At 44.8% G+C, this 20,731-nt stretch carries 17 protein-coding genes; 3 read left to right on the top strand and 14 right to left on the bottom strand.

Annotated elements, in window-relative coordinates:
- Nucleotides 1-85: 85 nt before the first annotated feature.
- Genes wecB through L21SP3_RS09035 form a run of 6 tightly spaced genes read right to left on the bottom strand, consistent with a single transcriptional unit; the run spans nucleotide 86 to nucleotide 6,668 of the window.
- On the bottom strand, nucleotides 86-1,180 hold the full coding sequence (gene wecB / locus L21SP3_RS09060) for a non-hydrolyzing UDP-N-acetylglucosamine 2-epimerase (protein ID WP_077540792.1): 1,095 nt from the start codon (nucleotides 1,178-1,180) through the stop codon (nucleotides 86-88).
- Between the two features lie 4 nt (nucleotides 1,181-1,184).
- Complete coding sequence (locus tag L21SP3_RS09055) at nucleotides 1,185-1,697, bottom strand: class I SAM-dependent methyltransferase (RefSeq protein WP_077540790.1); 513 nt, start codon at nucleotides 1,695-1,697, stop codon at nucleotides 1,185-1,187.
- Between the two features lie 8 nt (nucleotides 1,698-1,705).
- Nucleotides 1,706-2,641 (bottom strand): lysylphosphatidylglycerol synthase transmembrane domain-containing protein, encoded by a 936-nt coding sequence (locus tag L21SP3_RS09050; protein WP_077540788.1) that lies wholly within the window; start codon nucleotides 2,639-2,641, stop codon nucleotides 1,706-1,708.
- A 22-nt stretch (nucleotides 2,642-2,663) separates the two neighbouring features.
- A complete protein-coding gene (locus L21SP3_RS09045; RefSeq protein ID WP_077541921.1) occupies nucleotides 2,664-3,812 on the bottom strand; it encodes an RNA-binding domain-containing protein in 1,149 nt (382 codons plus the stop codon).
- An 18-nt stretch (nucleotides 3,813-3,830) separates the two neighbouring features.
- Nucleotides 3,831-4,832: a glycosyltransferase family 2 protein gene (locus L21SP3_RS09040; protein ID WP_077540785.1), complete on the bottom strand. Its 1,002-nt coding sequence runs from the start codon at nucleotides 4,830-4,832 to the stop codon at nucleotides 3,831-3,833.
- Nucleotides 4,833-6,668 carry a TIGR03960 family B12-binding radical SAM protein gene (locus L21SP3_RS09035; RefSeq protein WP_077540783.1) on the bottom strand — a complete coding sequence of 612 codons (1,836 nt, stop codon included), beginning with the start codon at nucleotides 6,666-6,668 and terminating at the stop codon, nucleotides 4,833-4,835.
- A gap of 516 nt (nucleotides 6,669-7,184) precedes the next feature.
- On the opposite strand from L21SP3_RS09035, the gene L21SP3_RS09030 reads away from it, so the two are divergent.
- A complete protein-coding gene (locus tag L21SP3_RS09030) occupies nucleotides 7,185-8,147 on the top strand; it encodes a dockerin type I domain-containing protein (protein WP_077540781.1) in 963 nt (320 codons plus the stop codon).
- On the opposite strand, the gene L21SP3_RS09025 is transcribed toward L21SP3_RS09030, so the two are convergent.
- Genes L21SP3_RS09025 through L21SP3_RS08995 form a run of 7 tightly spaced genes read right to left on the bottom strand, consistent with a single transcriptional unit; the run spans nucleotide 8,144 to nucleotide 17,196 of the window.
- Nucleotides 8,144-8,653: a shikimate kinase gene (locus tag L21SP3_RS09025; protein ID WP_077540779.1), complete on the bottom strand. Its 510-nt coding sequence runs from the start codon at nucleotides 8,651-8,653 to the stop codon at nucleotides 8,144-8,146. The genes L21SP3_RS09030 and L21SP3_RS09025 overlap by 4 nt on opposite strands.
- On the bottom strand, nucleotides 8,650-10,539 hold the full coding sequence (locus L21SP3_RS09020; RefSeq protein WP_077540777.1) for a family 43 glycosylhydrolase: 1,890 nt from the start codon (nucleotides 10,537-10,539) through the stop codon (nucleotides 8,650-8,652). Before L21SP3_RS09020 ends, L21SP3_RS09025 begins: the two co-directional genes overlap by 4 nt.
- Before the next feature lie 57 nt (nucleotides 10,540-10,596).
- Nucleotides 10,597-12,351: a hypothetical protein gene (locus tag L21SP3_RS09015; RefSeq protein WP_193791084.1), complete on the bottom strand. Its 1,755-nt coding sequence runs from the start codon at nucleotides 12,349-12,351 to the stop codon at nucleotides 10,597-10,599.
- The gene (locus L21SP3_RS09010) at nucleotides 12,341-13,696 is read right to left on the bottom strand and encodes a Fic family protein (protein ID WP_077540775.1); all 1,356 of its coding nucleotides are present in this window, start codon (nucleotides 13,694-13,696) and stop codon (nucleotides 12,341-12,343) included. The genes L21SP3_RS09015 and L21SP3_RS09010 overlap by 11 nt, the downstream gene beginning before the upstream one ends.
- Nucleotides 13,697-13,756: 60 nt before the next feature.
- Nucleotides 13,757-14,725, bottom strand: a complete 969-nt coding sequence (gene trxB / locus L21SP3_RS09005) for a thioredoxin-disulfide reductase (protein ID WP_077540773.1) — start codon at nucleotides 14,723-14,725, stop codon at nucleotides 13,757-13,759.
- Nucleotides 14,712-16,022: a hypothetical protein gene (locus tag L21SP3_RS09000; protein ID WP_077540771.1), complete on the bottom strand. Its 1,311-nt coding sequence runs from the start codon at nucleotides 16,020-16,022 to the stop codon at nucleotides 14,712-14,714. Before L21SP3_RS09000 ends, trxB begins: the two co-directional genes overlap by 14 nt.
- Nucleotides 16,000-17,196 (bottom strand): THUMP domain-containing class I SAM-dependent RNA methyltransferase, encoded by a 1,197-nt coding sequence (locus L21SP3_RS08995; protein ID WP_077540769.1) that lies wholly within the window; start codon nucleotides 17,194-17,196, stop codon nucleotides 16,000-16,002. Before L21SP3_RS08995 ends, L21SP3_RS09000 begins: the two co-directional genes overlap by 23 nt.
- Before the next feature lie 339 nt (nucleotides 17,197-17,535).
- Here L21SP3_RS08995 and L21SP3_RS08990 point away from each other — a divergent pair, with 339 nt between their 5' ends.
- Nucleotides 17,536-18,558 (top strand): ParB/RepB/Spo0J family partition protein, encoded by a 1,023-nt coding sequence (locus tag L21SP3_RS08990; RefSeq protein WP_077540768.1) that lies wholly within the window; start codon nucleotides 17,536-17,538, stop codon nucleotides 18,556-18,558.
- A 12-nt stretch (nucleotides 18,559-18,570) separates the two neighbouring features.
- Nucleotides 18,571-19,332 carry a tRNA threonylcarbamoyladenosine dehydratase gene (locus tag L21SP3_RS08985; protein ID WP_077540766.1) on the top strand — a complete coding sequence of 254 codons (762 nt, stop codon included), beginning with the start codon at nucleotides 18,571-18,573 and terminating at the stop codon, nucleotides 19,330-19,332.
- Between the two features lie 648 nt (nucleotides 19,333-19,980).
- Here L21SP3_RS08985 and L21SP3_RS08980 read toward each other — a convergent pair.
- Nucleotides 19,981-20,577, bottom strand: a complete 597-nt coding sequence (locus L21SP3_RS08980) for a PEP-CTERM sorting domain-containing protein (protein WP_123785175.1) — start codon at nucleotides 20,575-20,577, stop codon at nucleotides 19,981-19,983.
- Nucleotides 20,578-20,731 lie beyond the last annotated feature (154 nt).

Raw genomic sequence — 20,731 nt, 5'->3', positions numbered from 1 at the left:
TATTAATTTCAGCTGATATGAAGTTTGCGGGAATTATCAGAGAAATAGGCAGTTTAGTCAAATGTAAATATGATTTCAGCGGCAATTATGCGAGGGTTTTAATAACCTCTGCTGCAATCCTTTCAGCTGCTTTACCGTCCCAGAGTTTCGGGCATCTGCCTTCTGCCTTGAAATTATTCTCAGAAAGCTTTTTGATCTGCGAGGCGGCCTTTTCGGGATTCAGGCCTGTTAAGGTGTTTGTACCCTCTGTTATCGTGATAGGCCTTTCTGTATTTTTACGCAGGGTGATGCAGGGGATTCCCAGAGCGGTTGTTTCTTCCTGCACGCCGCCGGAATCGGTTAGAGCGCAGGCATTAGTGCTGAGGAGCCTCAAAAAATCGATATAATTCAGTGGCGGACAGATAACAAGATTTTCAATCCCTGTGATCCTCTCTTCCAAGCCGGCTTGTTTGAACGCTCTTTTCGTGCGCGGATGCAAAGGCAAAACAATCTTGAGCTGCTCAGAGGCACGCTCTATCAGTTCAGCAGCCTTCAGAAGGCTTTCTCTGCTGTCAACGTTTTCAGGGCGATGGAGGGTGAGTGTGAGGAACTCTTTCTCTTTGAGTCCGAGCCTTTTTAGAATATCTGAGTTTCCAGCTTTGCTCAATCGTTTGAAGAGCGTATCAATCATCACATTTCCAGCGAGAAACACCGCCTCTTCAGGCCTGCCTTCTCTTCGCAGATTTTCAATGCCTGAGGGCTCAGAGACAAACAGCATATCGCTTATTGAATCGGTGAGGATTCGGTTTATCTCCTCGGGCATCGCCTTATCGAAGCTTCTCAGCCCCGCTTCCACATGTATCAGCTTTATCCCAAGCTTCACTGCCGTGAGCCCGCAGGCGATGGTGCTGTTTACATCGCCCACCACGAGAACCGCATCAGGCTTTTGGTCTATCACCACCGGCTCGAAGCGTCTGATTATCTCTGCGGTCTGAAATGCGTGCGAACCGGGGCCTGCCTCCAGATTCACATCGGGCTTTGGGATTTCGAGCTGGTCGAAGAAATTTCTGCTCATCTCCGGGCTGTAATGCTGGCCTGTATGCACGATTGCCCGGTCGATACCCGCCTTTGAGAAGGCATCGACTATCGGTGCAATTTTCATAAAGTTGGGTCTTGCTCCGCAAACGCAGAGAATCTTCATCGCTCTACTCCTCGCCTATATCCCAAGCAAACAGGCAGTATCTGTTGAAGATTATCGTTTTGAACATATCGGGCTTGCCGAGATGATGTTCAAAAACCTTGGGCTGTATTGCCCATAGATGTTCTTTCTCCCAAGTGCCCATACGTGCGAATGTAAACTGCGGCTCGTTAGGAACTGTTATAATCAGCTGTTTTCTTGCCACCCGCTTGAGCTCTTTCATTGCCTTTACAGGGTCTGGAACGTGTTCGAGCACCTGAAGACAGATTACTATATCGAAGCTCGAATCATCAAAGCTTAAGTTTTCGACATTCTCTTTAACGATGTGGCCGTTTCTCGGCTCGCAGTCTGCAAGGGTGACATCGTAATGCTCCTTGAGCTGGTTGTAGAAATACATCTCCTGACAGCCAATATCAAGCACCGTTTCGGCATCAGGCTTCATTATGCCCATCACATCATTGCACCGGAATATCCGTATAAAGCGGTATATCCCCATCTTTGCTTTCTTTAACAATCCCATATATCACTCTAAACTGTTTTATCGATGGAAGTTATAATTTTCTTTTTGATATTCAAGATTACAAGCCCGGCCAGCCCGGGAATAATCAAAAGAACGACTCTGTAAAGAAGAGCCGCTGCTAACACGTTTTCAGCCTCCAAGCCGCTTGAAAGAAACAAGAACCCAATCACGGCCTCATCGCTGCCGAGCCCGTTTAAAGCAAACGGAAAAAGCCTTGCAAGCGTGAGTATAGGGGAAACCGAAAACACGTAATATAACGAAATTTGACAATCTATCATCCTAAAACATATAAAAAAAATAAAATATGTTACTGTCCAGCCGAGTATTGAGAGAAAAACCGCAGAAACGAGCTTGCCCCTGCAGGAATTGAGCTGGTGGAAGAAAAGCTCAAAATCGAATCTGCCGGCGGCACGGTCTTTTATGAATTCCTTCGCTTTTTCGTTTCGAGAGATCCAGCCGGCAAAGAAAAAAACAAAAATCAGCGGAATGCCGGCAAGAAGAGAAAGGCCGGCAAATATCGGGCGGGATGTGATAAGCGAGGCAGCAAGCCCGGGTATGGATATCGAGCTTACAGCGATGAGCTTATCCAGAAAACTTATCGAAACCATCCTCTCCTTCACTCCAGACCACCTGTAGCCGAAATAGGCCTTTGCGATATCCCCGCTGCCTGAGGGCATAAAGAGATTCAGCCCCAGTCCTGTAAAAAGAAGCAGGGTTGAATCCTTGAGGGTGATTGAATGCGAGCTGTTTTGAAACAGGACCTTCCAGCGGTACGCCCTTAGAAGATAGTTTGGAATCAGCAGTACAAAGCAGATAAAAAGCAGCCCCGCACTTGCTCCGCTTATAGCAGACCCAAGCTCCTGCAGGTTTATGCGGGAGAGTATAAACCCAATCAGCGCCGCTGATACAGCAGCCTGCAGCGTTATCTTCGTTTTTCTGTTCATTGACCTGCCCGCTGTAAGACGTTCAAATTTGTTTTCTAATCAATTGGCATTTGAATAAATTGCCGTCTCTGTCGTCTTCGAACTGAATACCGGGATATGCTTTCAGCGAACGCCTTATCCCGCTGCCTAAACCTCTATATGGAAGGAGTTTTGCTGCGAAGGACGCAAGGATCGGGTTTCTTATGTTGGAATTTCCGTTTTTAATATTTTCCACTGTAAGATTATTCGGCAAATGCCCGGGACTTATAATCTCCACTCTGTCTGAGAAGATAAAAATTCTTACAGGGGCGGAGATAAAGTAGTCTCTGTGTATCAGGGCATTAACCACCAGCTCCACTAAGGCAATTCGCGGGATCTCGGGGTCTCCAATTGAATTTATATCTTTGCCGTTCTGGATCCATCGAATATTTCTAAGCAAAAATGCTGTTACTCCCTCAAACATCTGCGGGATAGTTCCTTTAATATCTTTGCTTTCTATGTAGTTGTTTGCAGATATCTCTTTGCCCGGGTAGCAGACGCACTTAACTATAAAAGCCGGAAGCTGAATATGCGGCCTTTTACCGAACAAAAGAGCTCCTGCAAGATTCAAAGACCCGTCCCTCATAAGGTTTAGGTTTTCGAGTGAACGTTCGAGATTTTCTGCTTCAGGGGCTATATCAAACTCCTTTTCCATAAATTCTGCGAAGGCCTCTTTGTCAATATGCTTTGAATCCATCGATTTTATCAAAACCTCATCACCGTGGATTAGGCTTGAGCTCTGAAACATCCTTTGAATTTCCTCTCTGGATGTAGCTTTTCTCTTGTCTGGCCCGCTTTTAACCCAAATCACTCCATCCTTGTCAGTATAAGGTTTGGAAATGCCTTCTTCGATTTGGGCAGCAATAACAAAGCCGTTCTCACATTCTATATTTTCTGTTATGGGGTTTACAGCCGGCCGCAGCCCTTGAGAACAGGCGTTTGAAACCATTCTTCCTATTCTGTTTACATCACTGCTGGAGAGGCCTTTAATCTCACCGGTATCTGACACGCCAATTAGAAGTAAGCCGCCTAAAGTGTTAGCAAAGGCCGCAATCTCAGCCGCTAAAGATGTTTCGTTGTTGATATTTTCTTTGAACTGATGTTTCGTGTCTTCGCCGCGCCTTATAATTTTTTTTAGTTCTTCGGTATCCATAAGCATATTTCCAATCAATTAATTAGATATCCCCTCATTTTCCCTGCCGCATTTTTTGTGGAGCAGAAGCTGGGTTTTGAAAAGCTCGGTCTGAAGGGTTTTGATCTGGTAGGCAAAGAAGCAGAAAAGAAACATACTGAACCCGCTGCTGAGCAGGAAAATCGTAACGAGGATGAATATGATTCTGTCTCCGATTACCTCGCCCCTTATGAAATATTCAATCCCGAGATGAAATCCGAACACCGCTCCGATAATCAAAAGCGCAAATCCGAGAGTGCCGAAAAGCATTACCGGCGCCTCGAACATACTGAAGAGCAGGTGGGATTTGATCAGCCTTCCCGCCTTGAATTTCGATTTTCGCTTCGGGGCGTTCGTTTGGGGTTTCTGCCATTTCAGAACTGCGGGCACCTCGCTGAACGCGAGCCCGAGCATAACGCATTTGGAAACTATCTCCAAATGAATCTCTTTTCTGTCCTGCTCGAGAGGCAGGCTGCGGATAATATCGCCTTTGTAGCCTCGGGTCATCCCACTGAGCATTGAGATCGGTGCGGGGACGGTGCGTTTGAGGATTTCATTGCCCATTCTGCTAAGGAAAGCCCGCTTAGCAGGAACGTTTTCCAGCCTTCCGCCCTTTGTGTAGGGCGATGCTATCACTACATCCGCCTCGCTGCGTACAAGCTCACTGTAGAGCTTTTCGATTATATCTTTCCCCCAAGTGAGGTCTGATTCGGTTGTGATAACGTATTTGCCTCTACTGGCATTGAATCCTGAGCGAAGGGCATACCCTCTGCCTCTGTTGCGTTTATAGCTAACCACACGAATCCGCTCATCCTCGCCTGCAGCCTTCTCTATTATTGCAGCGGTATTGTCTGTGCTTCCGTCGTTTACGAGAATCAGCTCCCAGCTTGCTTCGAGCTTTTCAATCGCTTCTGCTAACCCTCGAACGCTTTCTCCAATCACAGCCTCTTCGTTGTACATAGGAGAGATAACGCTGAGCTCTACTGCATAATCACCGCACACTTAAACCTTCCTTTCTAAGCATTCTTCAGAACGCTCCCCGCTTTGTGGCTGCCCTTCGCTGCTGATAATATCCAAGGCCTTTTCCCAATGCCGCAGGAGCAGCTCTCTGTCTGGGCCTCCCAGATGCTCCCAGGGCAGAACATCTTCAAGCTGATAATCGCTCTGGGCAATCCTTTGATAATCAATGCCGCTCTGTGCGAACTTTTCCTGCCATATATCAAAGCGGAAATGTTCATGCCATAGATCGAACATCCCGCCTGCACGGTAAACATCTTCTATAACCCCGCCGAGCTCTCTTGTACCCCTTGCGAGGACAGTTTCGAGGATGCTCTGGCTTATATCGTGGAATTTGAATGATACTTTTCGTCCGAGGCCGAGCTCTTTTTTCCTGCTGAGGATAATCTGCTTTGCGTTTTCGAAATATTCTCCGCTTTTCTGCCCCTGCCATTGGAAAGGCGTATGAGGCTTGGGGACAAGCCAGCTTACCGCAGCATTAACGGAAGCTGTTTTGCCTGTAATCTGTTTTGCCAGCCTGCTCACCTCGCCTGCAAGGTCTGCAATCTCCCGGAGGTCCTGCTCTGTTTCGCCAGGGAAGCCTGCCATAAAGTACAGCTTCACGCGCTGATAGCCTGCTTTGTATGCCTCTTTCAGACCTGCAAAGAGCTTTTCATTTGTAATCGGCTTGTTTATAAGCCTTCGCAGCCTCTCGCTGGCTGCCTCAACTGCGATAGTAAGCCCGCTCTTGCGCACTGCTGCTCCGAGAGCGGGAATCAGCTCAAGCTGCTTTTCCACTCGCAGACTCGGCAGAGAAATTCCCACTTTTCGAGGAGCGAAATATTCATTGAGCCTTTCTGACAGCTTTTCCAGCCAAGGGTAGTCTGCTGTTGAAAGGCTTAGCAGGGATACGCTGTCAAAGCCTGTTGCCTCATAGCTTTTTACGGCGGCATTGAAAACCCGCTCCACGCTTCTTAGCCTTACGGGGCGCTTTGTGAAATTCGCCTGGCAAAACCTGCACGCATTCGGGCAGCCCCGCATAATCTCCACACTCACTCTCTCATGCACCGCCTCCACAAACGGGACAATCGGCTTCTCGGGTATGCAGGCGTTCTCGAAATCCTTTACTGCGGCATTCTCAAGCTTAGCCGGCAAACCGCTCTTTGCAGGAGTTATCCCGCCTTTTTCAGAAGGCTCATAGAGCCTCGGCACATACGCCCAGCTGAAACGCCTGCCCGCTTCAAGGAGAAAATCCTCTTTGCTTATGCCCTGAGATTTGCTTTCCCTCAAAAGCTCAAGCTGGGCGGGAAGGGCGTCTTCGCAGTCTCCGAGTATAAAAATATCAAAGAAATCCGCCATAGGTTCGCAGCAGTTGGCAATCTGCCCGCCCCCGAGGATTATCGGGTCGTTCTCGCCTCTGTTTTTGCTTCGAAGCTCGAGGCCTGCAAGATCAAGCATAGCGAGAATATTAGTGTGGCACAGCTCTGTAGTTATTGAAAAGCCGAGCATATCGAATTCTTTTGCGGGAGTTTTGGATTCCAGCGAGAAAAGCTCAATCCCCTTTTCCCGCATTATTTCAATCGCATCCGTCCAAGGGGTGAAGAATCGCTCGCAGCCCGCCCATTCAAGCCGGTTTAAAAGCTCGTAGATTAGCGAAACGCCAGTATTGCTCATGCCGATTTCGTATGTATCGGGAAAGCATATACCAAAGCGGACATCGCAGGCATCGAAATCTTTTCTGCAAGAATTAACCTCGCCGCCGATATATCTTCCGGGCTTTTCAACGAAAGGCAGAAGATCCTGCTGTATCCCGCACCGGTTTGTTTTGCTGTTCTTTTCCATAAAGCGGGATTATATTTACAAATCTCTGTCAGGCAAAGATTTATTGGAGCAAAGGCTGCAGGCAGGGCAATATTATGAATTGAGCTGCTCTTTGCATTTTTTGGATTTCTTGACGCTGGTATTGCTCAACTTTTCTGGACTTTTTAGTGTTTGGCGATGAGATTAATTTTAAACCGCGGGTAATTTTTTTAAACCTCGTGGGATTGGTTTAAACCGTGAAGGGCTCGAAGGGCACGAAGATTTCTGTTAGTTATTTAATAGAAGGGCTTTACATTCATAAAAATTATCTGTGCCATCCGTGCCATCTGTAAATAATAAAATCAATTAAAACCATATCCCCTTCGTGTGTTTCGCGGGCTTCGCTGTAAAAAAACACAAAAACTGCGTGATCCGGGGGAATCTGTGAAATTACTGATGCTGCTTGCAGCGTATAAAGTTTTTCTTAGGCAAAAGCGGTTTACAAGTTATAATTGATTTTGCCGGATACAACAATCACTAAGCAGAAATGATTATATTATGAGAAATTGTACTATTGCAGTTATTCTGCTGTGCTCTTTTGCTTCAGGTATAATACTTCATCCCGATTATGAACCGCCTGCAAGCTGGAGCGGCAGACCCCCCTCTTCAGTTCTGGGCAGATGGAATTCAAACGCCTCTTGCGTTGCTGTTTCGTCCGGGTGCATCATTACCACGCGGCATCAGGGAGGCGGATACGGAAGCACTGTTGAAATCGATGGGCAGGATTATAAAGCCGTTCGAATAATTGAACACCCTGATTCAGAGGCTGATATAAGGCTTGTAAGGCTGAGGTATGCAAATTTTGACGAGTATGCCGGCATAAATTCCTCAATAAACGAACGTGGCTCAGATGTAGTGCTTGGCGGATACGGCAAATACAGAGATGACGATCCGAACAACCAGATTGACTACGGATATGAATGGACTGGAGACAATTCCCAAATCCGCTGGGGAACAAACGAGCTTGGCTGGCTGGACTGGAAGCAGGAAAACGGCCAGATAGATCTTCTGAAGCTGGATTTTGACGGCCCGGGAGAAACAGATTACGAGTGCAGTATAGCAGAATACGATTCCGGGGGCGGGGTATTCTACAATAACGGTAAGCAATGGCTGCTCTTTGGAGTTTTTTATTCGGTTGACACAGAATACGGCAGCAGGGCATATTACCTCAACCCCGCCACAAAACTGCCCGAAGCTCAGGAAATTTATGCCCACAGAACGCGAGACTTTTACTCTTGGGCAGTGCAGACGCTATCAGATTTATCAAACTGCGGTTCTAATCCGGCAGATATCGACGAAGACTGCCTGATAAATCAGGCGGATATAAAGGAGCTCTCGAAAAACTGGCTGAAAAACCCGCCAACTGGAAACGCTGCTGAATCGGATGTAAACTCCGACGGTGCTGTTAATATGCTTGATTTTGCAGAGATTTTTCAGCACTGGCAGGAAGACTACTACTAATTCCGCTTAAACATCTCGGCAATACACTGGGCATTTTCTTCTTGGGTGCGGCTGCCGCACTGCACTTCAACATCTGCAAATTTGCGATACAGCGGAACGCGCTCTTCGTATAGCTGGCGGATAGACTGCCCTGAAGAGATCACAACCCCCCTTTCAGCGGTGCATTTGATCCTTCGTTCTATCTCCTCCACGGCAACATCGAGAAACACCGTAATCCCGCTCTCCCTGAGGCAGCTCATCGCCTCATCATCGTAAACGGCGCTTCCGCCGGTAGCGATTACCGCATTATAGGCCTGGATTTTCTTGAGGTGCTGCTTTTCGATTTCAATAAATCTTTCAAGCCCCTCAGAAGCAATTATCTCTCGCAGTGTTTTCCTCTCGAGAGACTGAATCAGCACATCTGTATCTATAAACCACTTGGAGAGGTACTTGGCCAAGAGGACTCCGATTGTGCTTTTTCCCGCCCCCGGCATACCGATAAGAATGATATTCTGTGCTTGTTTCATTGTTTCTGCTCCAGCTTCTCCAAGCTTATATTATCTAACCAGATCTGCGATTCCCCCTCAATATTGATGCTCAAAACCGCATCTTGTGTACTGTAAACCGAATAAAAGGTATCATCGAAGGTATTCCATTCAGGCTTGAAATTGTCTAACACGGCATTAAAAAGCTCGATCTGCCCATCTTTTACGCTTACAGCAACATTATCAGGAGAAGAAAGGCCGAAATGAAATTTGCCGGCGAGATTTTTGAAGGTTTTTTTGGAAACCCGCACAAATGAACCCTGCCGAATGCTATCAGGGCAAAAGATTTCATCTGAAATATCCTGCCACTTTTCAAGATCGCAGCTTTTAGCTGCACCAAACTCAGAGGCCATATATTTCTCGTAAAACACATACCAGCAGCCGCCCATTTTCAAAATAGAAGGCCCCTCCGCCCAAAAACTGGTATCGTGGATCGGCTCGCTTAGAGGTGAATCCCAGTTTTCAATATCATCAGAAACCATCATTCTTATATTTTTCTCTTCAGGCCAGCGCGATTCATTTTTAACAAACATCACGTATTTTCCGCTTCGGGTCTGCTCGATCTTGGGCGTAATAACGTTTGTATTGTTATCAAACATAAGCTTTGCTGGTGAGTATGTAATAAAATCCTTTGTGGTTGTGTAGAAAATTCTATGGTTTCTCCCGTCCGGAGTGGTGTTGGCGGTTTTGGGGAAGCCGCCTTTTATGCTCGACGCCCAATATATGTAATATTGCCCGCTTTTTTTATCGTAAAATATTTCCGGACTCCAGCAGTTTTGGATGCCTTTCTTATGAGCCATAACAGGAAGCGCCTTCTGCAAAGACCACTCATAGAGGTTGTCTGAATGGGCAATCCCGATGCTGTGCTGATCCCAGCCTATAGTCCATACCATATGGAAACGCCCTTCAGGGCCTTTTATGATGCTGGGGTCCATAAATCGTTTTTCCTCGCCTACATCCGGATCGAAAAGAGGCTGTTCGGGATTTAGCTTTTTCCAGTGCATCCCGTCGAGACTGTAGGCATATTTAGGGCCTTCCCGACCCTCCCAACTATAATATACAAAAAGATATATTTGTTTTGGAAGACGAACCATATCAACCGCTTTGTAGTCCATTTTGAGACGATAGCCGTTAGCTTTATCAAGCCTTAAACCTGTCTGAGAGAGACGAAGCTTCGAGTCGCTGTTAATGAAAAGACAATTTGAATCGTTTGCTCCCTCCCTTAAAACTTCAGCGTTTCCTTCTCCTCCAAGGTTCCAGCCGGTAATATTGCTCATTTCTTTCTCAAGGGAAGGATAGAAAAGCACATTGCCTTCAAGGTCTTTAACTGTGAAATTTCTCATCTCTATGGACGAATCAAAGCTCCCAATACCCACAGAGTTATTAGAAATTATAGGACTTTCAATAGTAACAGAGCTGAATTTACTGCCGTTTAAATAAGACTGAAATTCATTATCCCGGCACACAACTTTCACCCTGTACCACTGCTGTTTTGAAAATACCCTGTTAAAGTTTTTGGTTAAGTTGTGGATTTTCTTGCCGTCTATAAACTGAAAAATCCCGTTAGATTTATTAGGAGCCGGGTTCAGGGCATAAAATTTATCAAATCCTTCTGCCCTGAATATAATCATAGGGCCGTCGGAACCTTCAAGTTTTTTTAATTCAGCTGTAATCTGATAGTTTTCCGGGAGATTAACAGGCCAGAGAGCCCTGGCAAGGCCGTTTGGCGAGGTTTGAAAGATTGACCCTTCCGAAACAGACCACTTACCCCCCTGCCAGACAAGAGAATTTTCGAAGTCTGCGTTTCTTAAAACCGTCGCAAAAACTGCGGACGTTAAAAGAACTGCTGCCAGGGTTAATATTTTCATCTAAATTGTGCTTTCTTTACTGAACATACAATAAGACACTGTAATCTGAACCGGTTTTTAATCTGCTGCGGCGGCCTGAGGCAAGAGCGGGGCTTCATAAGCATCAGGTTTAATAGAAATTTTCTTGTATATTTCCTTAGACGATTCAAATTCATAACTATCGCCCAGATAAGACAGAGTAAGGCAGCAGCTTTGAATATTGATTTCCAGCTGGTCTTCAAGCCCTCTTGAATTAAGAATGCAGGCCATGGTTACAGCCTTTTCAATTCCATCACCTCGCATATAATTTGCCACTTCATCAGGATGCGCGAGCCTTGATGAATCGTATATTGATCCCTCATCCATATCTTTCAGCCAGTGGTAAACAGCCGATGGCGAACTCAAATTTCCGGCCTTTTCCAAACACACGGGGCAACGCTCTAAAGACGCCTTCAGGAAGGGCTCCCACATACATTTTTTCATATCACGATATGCATAAAATGCCAAATCAACAGTTTTATTCGTCTCTCTCAGCTCCTCTAAGTGCTCGATTACCTCTTCTCGAAGCATATCGGTCGTGAGATTAATCTCTGACTCTGGCAGAAAATTTTTCCTTTCTGAGGGCAGAGCCGGAACAACATTGAGAAAATTCCACAAATCTTCAATGAAATCCTGCGGATTTTCGAAATAATCAATCAAATATTCATTAAGCCTTGAGATGTCTTGATAGCTGGTAAAATCTATGTCGAGTTTTCTTACCAGTTTTATAAAGTCATTTATGCATATTATCTCCTTACCGCCCTTGCAGCAGCTGAAATCGTCATCCGCCACCTCGTCAAACAGCTTATCTATAGTATCTGCGGCTATCTTGAACTTGCTTCCGTGTTCATAACGGAAAAATGTGCGGGCATCTATATATTTATGTTTGCCGTGATGGTGCCGGCAGAAGGCAAAATATTTCATATATTCGTGTTTGCTTCGAAGGAAATTGGCAAAGATGGTTAAATCAAGGCCGGATTTCAGGAAGGTTTTGAGCTTAGCTGCAAATTCTGTATAGTTTTCATGGTTTATCGTGGCATCTTCGTACATAAAATGTACATACCCGCTGCTGTGAGAAACTATTGTTACCTGCTCATTTCGAAGCGCTCTTTGTGCCTTGTTTGTGATTTCAGTTCCGTTAAACCACATTGATTTCGTGAGTATTCTGCGGTTGTTTGTGATAACACCTTCATTTACATCGATATAATTCTGGGAATGCAGAGGGGTAAGGATCATATACATATCCTCCAGAGGGATGCCGCAGACCACGAAGCCGGCAGCTATATACAGCGCCGCAAGCGATACGCACTCCCCCGCTCCGGTGGTGTAGCTCTGCTTGTAGCGAAAGGCATCCATCGCCTCTACAGTTTCAGTTTTCCAGTACGGAATGATGTCGCCGTCGTATTCATCTAGACCGAAATGACGCCTGATATCCAGATCAAAATAATATTCATCACCGTGATAGCCGAAAAGGGCATTTGATTCGGCTATCTTACGGGGCGATATATATGGGGAAAAACGCTCAAGCTCTTTATCCTTGTGCGTGAGTCCCCATGTGTTCAGGTCGAGGTTGAATTCGTATTCATCCATTATAAACTGACGCATACGCATCAGCTTGCGATACGGGCTTTTGCCCTCAAGCTTTTTGAATGTCTCATTTTCACGCCATTTCCAGAGCGAAGGGCTCATAATATTAGCAAGCACTAGGCTGTACATCAGCTCAGGAAACACGAATATTTCCATATCCGAAAGGCTTACCGCTGATGAATATTTCTCTAACTCTTTAGGCTCCATTACTCGTCTCTCCTTTGGTTTCGATATATTTCTTTCCCTTTTCCGTTAGTCTGTACTTTTGAAGCCGGCTGCTGGGCTTATCTGGAATCGTCATTTCGATAAGATTTTGGTTTATGGCTTGTATTATATATTCTTTACGAAAATGCTCAGCATTTTTCAAGTTCATTTTTTCCTGTATCTCCCAGCGGAACATTTGACCTTTTATCACCCCCAGCATCTTTTTGACTTCCGTGGCGACTTCCGTGGTGCGACGATCTTTGATTACATTTGCTATATTATAAATAGTCATTCTAAGGAAATGATTCGTAAATTTAAAACATTCCCGCGGGTAATACTGCATAATTCGCGGCATCCCCGAACCAAGGTATTCAACCATATCAAGGTCTTTATAGATTCGCATAAGTTCTTTGTTTCTCGGGATTGAATATCCTTCAAAAAACTCATCCTCATCAATACCGAGTATCAGCCCTCCTGCGGAAGTGATCTCCAATCTGTCCGAGAAAATCTCAAATTTCGGAGGCACGTCATGGCTGTAATCATTATGCACTATTGCATTGATAACCGCCTCACGCAAAGCAATTGGATTCCAGAGCGGTTTATTCTCCCGTTCACGAGGAGTTATTTTTGTCGAAATCCGATTTTCAATATTCAGCTTTTCAAGCACGCTTTTAGTTGCCTTCACTAGAGAGCAGAAGCCGTATTCATTGCTCTCTATCAAATCCACTCTGTTTCTGCCTGAATATTTCGCTACCTTTACAGAATTGCCGTTACTATCTGCAAGCAGGTATGCGGCATAGTTAAATTTGCCCTCTTCGGTAAGCAGTTCCAAATTTTGAGCAAATTTATCATTGAGGCCGAGCCCCCGCTCATTGTAATATATTTTCAGCTGCTCGAAAGTTAGATCCTGCCTGCTTGCCTTAATTTTCCCGAGAGAATTTCGGGTGCGTTTTGAATAATACTCCTCAATCATTCGCAATGTCATCGGCTCTGCGGCAGTTTTAATACGAATAAAACATCCCTTCTCGCTCATTCCCCTGCTTTTTAGGTGGTAAGGTTTTTCCAATCCGCCAGCTATATTAACCCTTATAACATCTTTGCCTTCATATTGTTCATGCAGGACATCAAACAGTCCTAAACAGGAAGGCTTTATATTGTTTTGGAGCCTGTCCTTTACAGCCAGCTGCATTGAATCGGGATCGGCCAAGCCAACTGCGCTACCGTCATCTGCAATACCAATATACACATTACCCCCCTCCCGACAGTTCAAAAAGCCTATAACCTCTTTCTCAAGGTTATCTGTAAGGTCTCGTTTTAATTCTATTCTGTTGGTTTCTTTGAGAGGCATTTTTAAATTTCACGAAAGCAGCATACTGCCGGCCAAATAAGGGATTTAACTGAACCTCTGCTAACCCTGCCACCAGTCTGGATCCATAATATGGTGCTTTATATTGAGCGCTGCTACTACACCGTCGGATATTGCGGTAACCAGCTGCATCGCAGCCCCTGTCCGGCAGTCTCCAGCTACAAACACCCCTGGCATACTGGTTTTTAGCGTTAGCGGGTCGCTTTTTATAAACCCGTCATCATCAAGATCCACGATTCCCTTCAAAAATTGCGTATTCGGCACCATTCCAACGAATATAAACACCCCGTCGCAGTAGAAATCTTCTTTCTCGCCGGTTTTTACATTATCAAGCACCGCTTTTTCTACCTTCTCTCCACCTTCGATAGACTTAAGAACTGTGCTGTATTTAATATTTACATTCGAATCGGGATTTGAGGCGGCCTGCTCGAGCTGTTCAGCAAGTATCTTCTGCGCTCTGAATTGATCCCTTCTGTGAATAACTGTAACCTCGCTGCAGAACTTGGCCAGATGTAGCGCCTCCTCCACAGCAGTATTCCCGCCGCCGACAGAGAGGACTTTCTTATCCTTGAAGAAAGGGGCATCACATGTGCCGCAGTAGCTCACGCCCGCTCCTGCATTCCTGAACTCCTCTTCCCCCGGAACGCCGAGTTTTCTGTAATTGCTGCCCGGGGTGAGGATTACGGTTCTTGCAAGGAAGGATTCCTTCTTGCACTGCACATCGAGAAGGCCGTCTTCTGTACGAACGATATTCTTAACCGCCCTGCCCATCTTCATTTCAGGCTCGAAGCTCATTGCCTGCTCATAAAGGCGTGTTACAAGCTCCTGACCGCCAATTTCCTTGAAGCCCGGATAGTTTTCGATTTTATCGGTATTGTTAATCTGTCCGCCCGGAAAGAATTTCTCAATAACGAGAGTTGAATATCTGTCTCTTGCGGTATAAATAGCTGCTGCGAGCCCTGCCGGGCCTGCTCCAATTATTATACAATCGTAGATCTTAGTTTGCTGCATCGAGTCTCCACCTGTCTTTCAAAAATTTATTGATCACATTTTCCTGTTCGGGAAAAGTTTTTATAACCTTATGCAAATTCACCTTTCTGGTGTTATTATTATCACTGTCACTGAAGTTAATTATATTCTGATTTTTATCAAAGAAAACATTGATTGCAAAATCAGGCTTATGTGTGTATTTCAGCTTAGCGGACAAAAGCCCTTCATCGGTTCGCACCCTCTCGAAAATCACCGGCACAATCTGCCCCTGCGGCATAAGGGTATCGACTACGCATTTATCGAGGTCCGTTTCGAAAATAAAAAACTTCACGAGGTACATTTGAAAAATTTCAGGCCAGAATACCTGAGTTATGCTTCTTCTGTTCACTGCAAGAGTTTTGAGGTCTATAATTTCAACGTTCGGGCCTCTGTTTTCCATTATTATCTCCCGAACTTTTCCCTTCTCCGTTACCCTTTTTCTCTTCCAAGAAAAGCGTCTTGTCCGCTCGTCGAATATTATGTCATTGTAATTAAATACCTTGCTGAAACCGAAATCAGTAACAGTAAGCTCCTTTTTTTCACCTCTGTGAGCTGTAACCTTAACCCTGTTTATCATAATCCCCTTATAAACATTAGGCGATTCCATAAGAAATGAGTTAGTGTTTTTATTTGGTGTATAAGAAAACTGCGATTTCAGCCTTACTCTATCTAAAAGTTCTATTCCCTGATTGATAAAAGGGTTAGGCGAGTAGCTTGCCTGTTTTATCAGCAGCTCGAAAAGCTCGCTGCACTGCTGTTTTTCCGCAGCCCGCACTTCCAGCTCGGCAAATCGCTCCGAACCAAGCTTAATCAGGCCGTATTTTGAATAATGCCCCCCGTCCTGCTCGTTTGGGGCACATAATGCCCAATGCGTCCCGAAACCGCGGGAGATAATTATCCCTCTGCGTACAACAGAGCTGCCGCTTTGCTGTGCATATCTGTTCTGCATAGCTGTGGGCAGATACTTCAGAGGGCTGATATAATATCTCCACTGAACCGAAGCAGACCGTACATCTGAAGAATTGGTTTGAACCGCACCTGCGAAGAAATAGTTGGATTCGTAGTCAAATTCCCAGTTCTCTGTCTTGGTGCTCCAGAGCTTCCCGTCGGGCAAACGTATCTTCAAGCCGGAGGCAGGGATCTGAAAGGAATCGGTAAGGTTAACCTGAACCTTGCGCACAGTCATAGCCCAAGCAGAAAACAGAGCTGTCAAAAGAATTATAAAAAGGGCAATTTCATGCCTCGGTGTAGTTGGTTTATTTTTCTTCTTGTCCTGCATTTAGCTTCGCTTTTATTCTTTCCTGCATAGAACCGGAAAAAAGCTCGTATTTGAGCAGTCTGCACTCAACATCTGCATTATAAAATACTATCCTGCGCGAAGTTCTCAAGCCTATTTTTTTGGCAAGCTCGAGGTTTCCTGTAAAAATGCAGCCAACAGAGCCCGGGCAGCACTGTTTAAGATAACCACCAATTCTTTTATATACAGATTCTAATTTACGTTTTTCACCCATTCTCATTCCGTATTCGGGATTCATAAGAATGATTGCACCTTCTGATTCAGGTACTGTTTTGGCAAAATCGCATATATTAAAATCTATTAACTCATCAGCACCGGCGGTTTTTGCATTTTTTTCAGCAGCCTTAACTGCGTCAGGGTCTATATCGCTTGCCTTAATAACAGGTTTACTGCTTTTCTCTGCGTTTATCCGCTGTTCTTTTCGCATCATCTGCCAAATTTCATTGTCGAATTTGTTGAAGTGCATAAATGCGTAATTACTTCTCAAGAGCCCTGGAGCTCTATCTTGAGCAATCAAGGCAGCTTCAATAGCTAAAGTCCCGCTGCCGCACATTGGGAGAATCAGTTCCTGAGTTCCGTCGTACCCTGCGGCATAAAGCACAGCAGCAGCCAAAGATTCCTGCACAGGTGCCTTATAAGGTATTTTCCTGTATCCCCTGTCGGAAAGCTTTCTGCCGGTAGTATTGAGATAGACGTAGCATTTTCCGTTGTACCAATATATATTAACCACAACACCGTCCTTTTCAGGACCTGAGTCTGGTCTTCTGCCTGTTTTGGTTTTGATTCGGTCAACTATGGCGTCCTTAGCAAGCTGATTAACGAACATTGTGTTGTTTACAACCTTGTCATCCGCCCTGCTGTTTACGGATAGATACTCGTCCGGAGGGATAATTCTCTCCCACCAAATCTTGCGGATTTCCTTGTAGAACTTTCGCTCATCATCACATTCGAACTCGCTCAGGAGCATCAAAACGCAGTATGCGCATCGAAGCTTGAGATTTAAGAGCATGGCGTCTTCTATATTGCCTTCAATTTCGATGCCGCTTTTCCGCTCTTCAAGCACTTTATAGCCGAGGCGATTCAGCTCAAGCTTACCCCAAGGTGCAAGCTCTCTGGCAAAGGTAATCATTATTCTGTGTTTATTTCTTAAATTCATTACAGGATTGTAACAGAAACCGGCAAATTTGCAACTGTTTCACGTGGAACAGTTATATTGTATCAAACAGAGCTTGGCGTTTCACGTGAAACATCCCTCAAAAATAGAAACTTGAATATACCAAAGGAGAGTAGAAGTGCCTATCTCCTGCTTTTCAGGTATGACCTTTATTTAATTTACGAAGGGGTATTAAATGACAAGCATTTAAGACGATCAAATCAGTTACCCTGTAAAAATAAATCATAATCTAATTAACGCCAGAGAGGTAAAACAAACTTAAGACGAGCTGCTTAACTCTATACAGCTATCCATTTTTCACTGTTTCACGTGAAACAGTTCTTGATTAAATATTCTCACATATTACAATGCAGAAAAATTATATGGGAGCGTAATTATGGCAAAAACAACAAAATCTACAAAGACCAAAAAAACGTCTGCTGCCAAGAAAAAGACGGCAGCAAAGAAAAAAACCTCAAAACACCTCGGCAGGGGCTTCAGTCTCTTATGACGCCCGCTCAGCAGCAGGCCGCTCAGCAGGAAGCAGAGGGGAAAGGGCAGCTCAGAGACCTGAAAGTGGGCGAGATTACTCCAAACCCATATCAGCCGAGAACTGAATGGGATGAGCAGGAGCTCACTAAACTCGTTGATTCCATCAAGGCCAACGGTATTGTTCAGCCCATTGTTGTAAAGAAGGTGAACAGGGGATATCAGCTGATTGCAGGCGAAAGACGATGGCGTGCGGCTAAACTCGCCGGCAACAAAACAATACCTTCTATAATAAAAGAGGCCAGCGATGAGCAGATGCTCGAAATGGCTCTTATTGAAAATATCCACCGCTCAGACCTCAACCCTATCGAAAGGGCAACTGCATACAAAGAATATACCGATAACTTCGGCCTTTCTCAAACGCAGGTTGCCGAAAGACTCGGTGAGAACAGGTCGGTTGTGGCAAATCATATAAGACTGCTCGAACTGCCCGAGGAGGTCAAAGAGATGCTCGTTAATAATGCCTTGTCTATGGGGCAGGCAAGGGCGCTTCTTGCTCTGCCCGATGAAAACTTGCAGAAAAAACTCGCATACAGAGCGATGACAGGGCGGCTTACAGTGAGAGAAGTGGAACGATTAGTAAAAAAACAAATTGAATCACTCGAAAATCCTGAACAATCTGCTGAAAATAAAGAGGATGCTAAATCTGCCCATATAGCGGATCTGGAATCAAGAATAAGAGAATCATTAGGGACAAAGGTTAAAATAAAAACCAACAAGACCGGCAAGAAGGGCAGTATAACGATAGATTTCTATTCACTCGAAGAATTCGACAGATTAACTAACATTTTTGGCGTAAACTTAAAAGATCAGTAGAGAGCCATATTTATGACCGGCCGGCATAATTTCCGAGAAAGGCTCAAAAGAACAGAGCTGCTTCTCGGCAGAGAAAACGTGGAAAAGCTTGCTTCCAGCTTTGTTGCAGTTTGCGGGGCAGGGGCGGTAGGCAGTTTCGCAGCTGAGGCTCTGGCAAGGGCGGGCGTTGGCAAACTGCGCCTGATAGATTCGGATAAGATAACCAAGAGCAACATAAACCGCCAAGTTTTTGCACTCACAAGCACGGAAGGGCGGTACAAAACGGATGCAGGCAGGCAGAGAATTCTCGATATTAACCCTCAGTGCAAAGTAGAAACGCTGAACGAATTCATTCACACCGACACGCTCGAGAGCTGCCTTGAAGGCCGCCCGGATTTTGTGATCGATTCAATAGACCCCCTCAACCCAAAGCTCGAACTCATTACCGAGCTGAGCAAACGTGAAATCGCCTTTATTTCCAGCATGGGAGCAGCGAGAAAAACAGACCCATCCAAAATCCGCATCTCAGCAATGCGAGAGGTAAGATACTGCCCATTAGCTGCAAATCTTCGCAAGCGACTTCGCAAAAGGGGGGTTAGCCTGAGTTTCCCGGCAGTTTATTCCAGTGAGCAGCTGAAGAAACAAAGCGCCCTCGCAACGCCCGAATCTGAGAATCCTATTAAACGAGGCCATATTCAGGGAAGAAAATGCTATCTAATGGGCTCACTGCCCACCATCACAGGCATTTTCGGCCTGCTCGCAGCCGATTACGCCATTAAACAGCTTACTTATTAAAATTATTGCACAATCCAGGTGTTCTCACTGCATTCATAAAAATTAACTGTCCATATTAGTTACTATATGACTTTACCCTGAAAACTTAAAGTTCAATGATAAATACATTTCTGCATTATTGAGGGGACAAATTGCTTAAAGTTTCTGATTTCTAACTTCACATTCGAATCAGCTTCGATTCTAACAGGCTGACATGCGTATGTACGCTTTACGGTTTCGCTGCTTGTTGGGTGTTGTCTCATATTATATATATTTTAAAAATAGTTATAGAAGTAATAGGAGCTGTGTGTTTGTTGGATATTTATTTGAAAATTATGTAAGATAGTATATAACAAGAGCTTACACTTATAAAGTTTTCTACAATTATTGTGGGTAAGTTGTTAATAAACTTGTCGCATTCAATTCAGTTTTAAACACAGCTTTTCCGCAGGCGTTATGGAAAACTGCCGGCCTGTTGTTATCGGTAAATCCATATACAAGTGTTTAACAGCTTTTCCGCATATATCGCAACCGCAAAATAACAGGTTTTCCACTTACCTAATAACAGCTTATCCCCGGCCGGCCAGAGAAATTTAATCTCAGGGGTGATACAGGGTCTAATTTGCACGCTGTGAATTATGAAAGGGATTAATCCTTCTTGGGCTGTTTTTAAGCGTTTCTTCTTCTCAAGACGAATCCGCCAAGTCCAAGCAGGGCAAGGGTTGCCGGTTCAGGTGTAATGGTTATTTCAATCTTTTCGCCATCGGCAAAATTGGAATCGTCGTCTATTGGGTATGTTCCCTTGTACATCATGAAGTCGGCGAGTGTTTTGTTTTGGAAAGTCATTGAACCGTTTACAGTTAAGATATCGTTCTGATCAACATTCTCCGGAAGGAAATGCAAATCATTTTCGCCTGAGCCTTCTAAATTGAAATAATCTCCGCTTGCGCTGTCTGCTAAAGCGCCTGATCCAAACCCAAACAACACAGTTGTTTCGAGATTGATTTCTCCTTCTGTGTCTCCGGCGGATATTCCGCTGGCATTGCAAATATAGCCGTCACGAGGATCTATCATACTATCATATCCAGAAGATCCGACTTGGGATTCGGAATAAGAGCCCTGTCCCTTGAAGCCGGAGATGTCTAAGCTTCCGCTGTGGGATACTATAACATCATCACCCTGTTCGTAGATTTTTATGCTTATATAGTCCGCACAGACTGAACCGCAAAAAACGCTTAATAAAATCAGCAAACAGTAAAATTTCACAACTCTTCTTTTCAGCTATATGTTAATATGAATACTTTGAATATCATACTATCAAAATAAATTTTCTATTTCAAGTTTTTTTACTGTAAAGTAATTGAATCAAGCAAAAAAATCCCTTGTATCGGAAAATTAAAAGGATTGGGGCCGGCCTCTG

The organism is Sedimentisphaera cyanobacteriorum, assembly GCF_001997385.1.
Classification (GTDB): domain Bacteria; phylum Planctomycetota; class Phycisphaerae; order Sedimentisphaerales; family Sedimentisphaeraceae; genus Sedimentisphaera; species Sedimentisphaera cyanobacteriorum.
Note: the sequence above shows the minus strand (reverse complement) of the source record. Positions and strands in the feature narration are given on the sequence as shown.

Bases quoted from the DNA above. Each gene is read 5' to 3' on its own strand.
- L21SP3_RS09035 (WP_077540783.1), bottom strand. From the start codon at position 6,668: ATGGAAAAGAACAGCAAAACAAACCGGTGCGGGATACAGCAGGATCTT.
- L21SP3_RS09025 (WP_077540779.1), bottom strand. From the start codon at position 8,653: ATGAAACAAGCACAGAATATCATTCTTATCGGTATGCCGGGGGCGGGA.
- trxB (WP_077540773.1), bottom strand. From the start codon at position 14,725: ATGCAGCAAACTAAGATCTACGATTGTATAATAATTGGAGCAGGCCCG.
- L21SP3_RS09000 (WP_077540771.1), bottom strand. From the start codon at position 16,022: ATGCAGGACAAGAAGAAAAATAAACCAACTACACCGAGGCATGAAATT.
- L21SP3_RS09050 (WP_077540788.1), bottom strand. From the start codon at position 2,641: ATGAACAGAAAAACGAAGATAACGCTGCAGGCTGCTGTATCAGCGGCG.
- L21SP3_RS09010 (WP_077540775.1), bottom strand. From the start codon at position 13,696: ATGCCTCTCAAAGAAACCAACAGAATAGAATTAAAACGAGACCTTACA.
- L21SP3_RS09020 (WP_077540777.1), bottom strand. From the start codon at position 10,539: ATGAAAATATTAACCCTGGCAGCAGTTCTTTTAACGTCCGCAGTTTTT.
- L21SP3_RS08985 (WP_077540766.1), top strand. From the start codon at position 18,571: ATGACCGGCCGGCATAATTTCCGAGAAAGGCTCAAAAGAACAGAGCTG.
- L21SP3_RS09015 (WP_193791084.1), bottom strand. From the start codon at position 12,351: ATGGAGCCTAAAGAGTTAGAGAAATATTCATCAGCGGTAAGCCTTTCG.
- L21SP3_RS09055 (WP_077540790.1), bottom strand. From the start codon at position 1,697: ATGGGATTGTTAAAGAAAGCAAAGATGGGGATATACCGCTTTATACGG.
- L21SP3_RS08995 (WP_077540769.1), bottom strand. From the start codon at position 17,196: ATGAATTTAAGAAATAAACACAGAATAATGATTACCTTTGCCAGAGAG.
- L21SP3_RS09045 (WP_077541921.1), bottom strand. From the start codon at position 3,812: ATGGATACCGAAGAACTAAAAAAAATTATAAGGCGCGGCGAAGACACG.
- L21SP3_RS09030 (WP_077540781.1), top strand. From the start codon at position 7,185: ATGAGAAATTGTACTATTGCAGTTATTCTGCTGTGCTCTTTTGCTTCA.
- wecB (WP_077540792.1), bottom strand. From the start codon at position 1,180: ATGAAGATTCTCTGCGTTTGCGGAGCAAGACCCAACTTTATGAAAATT.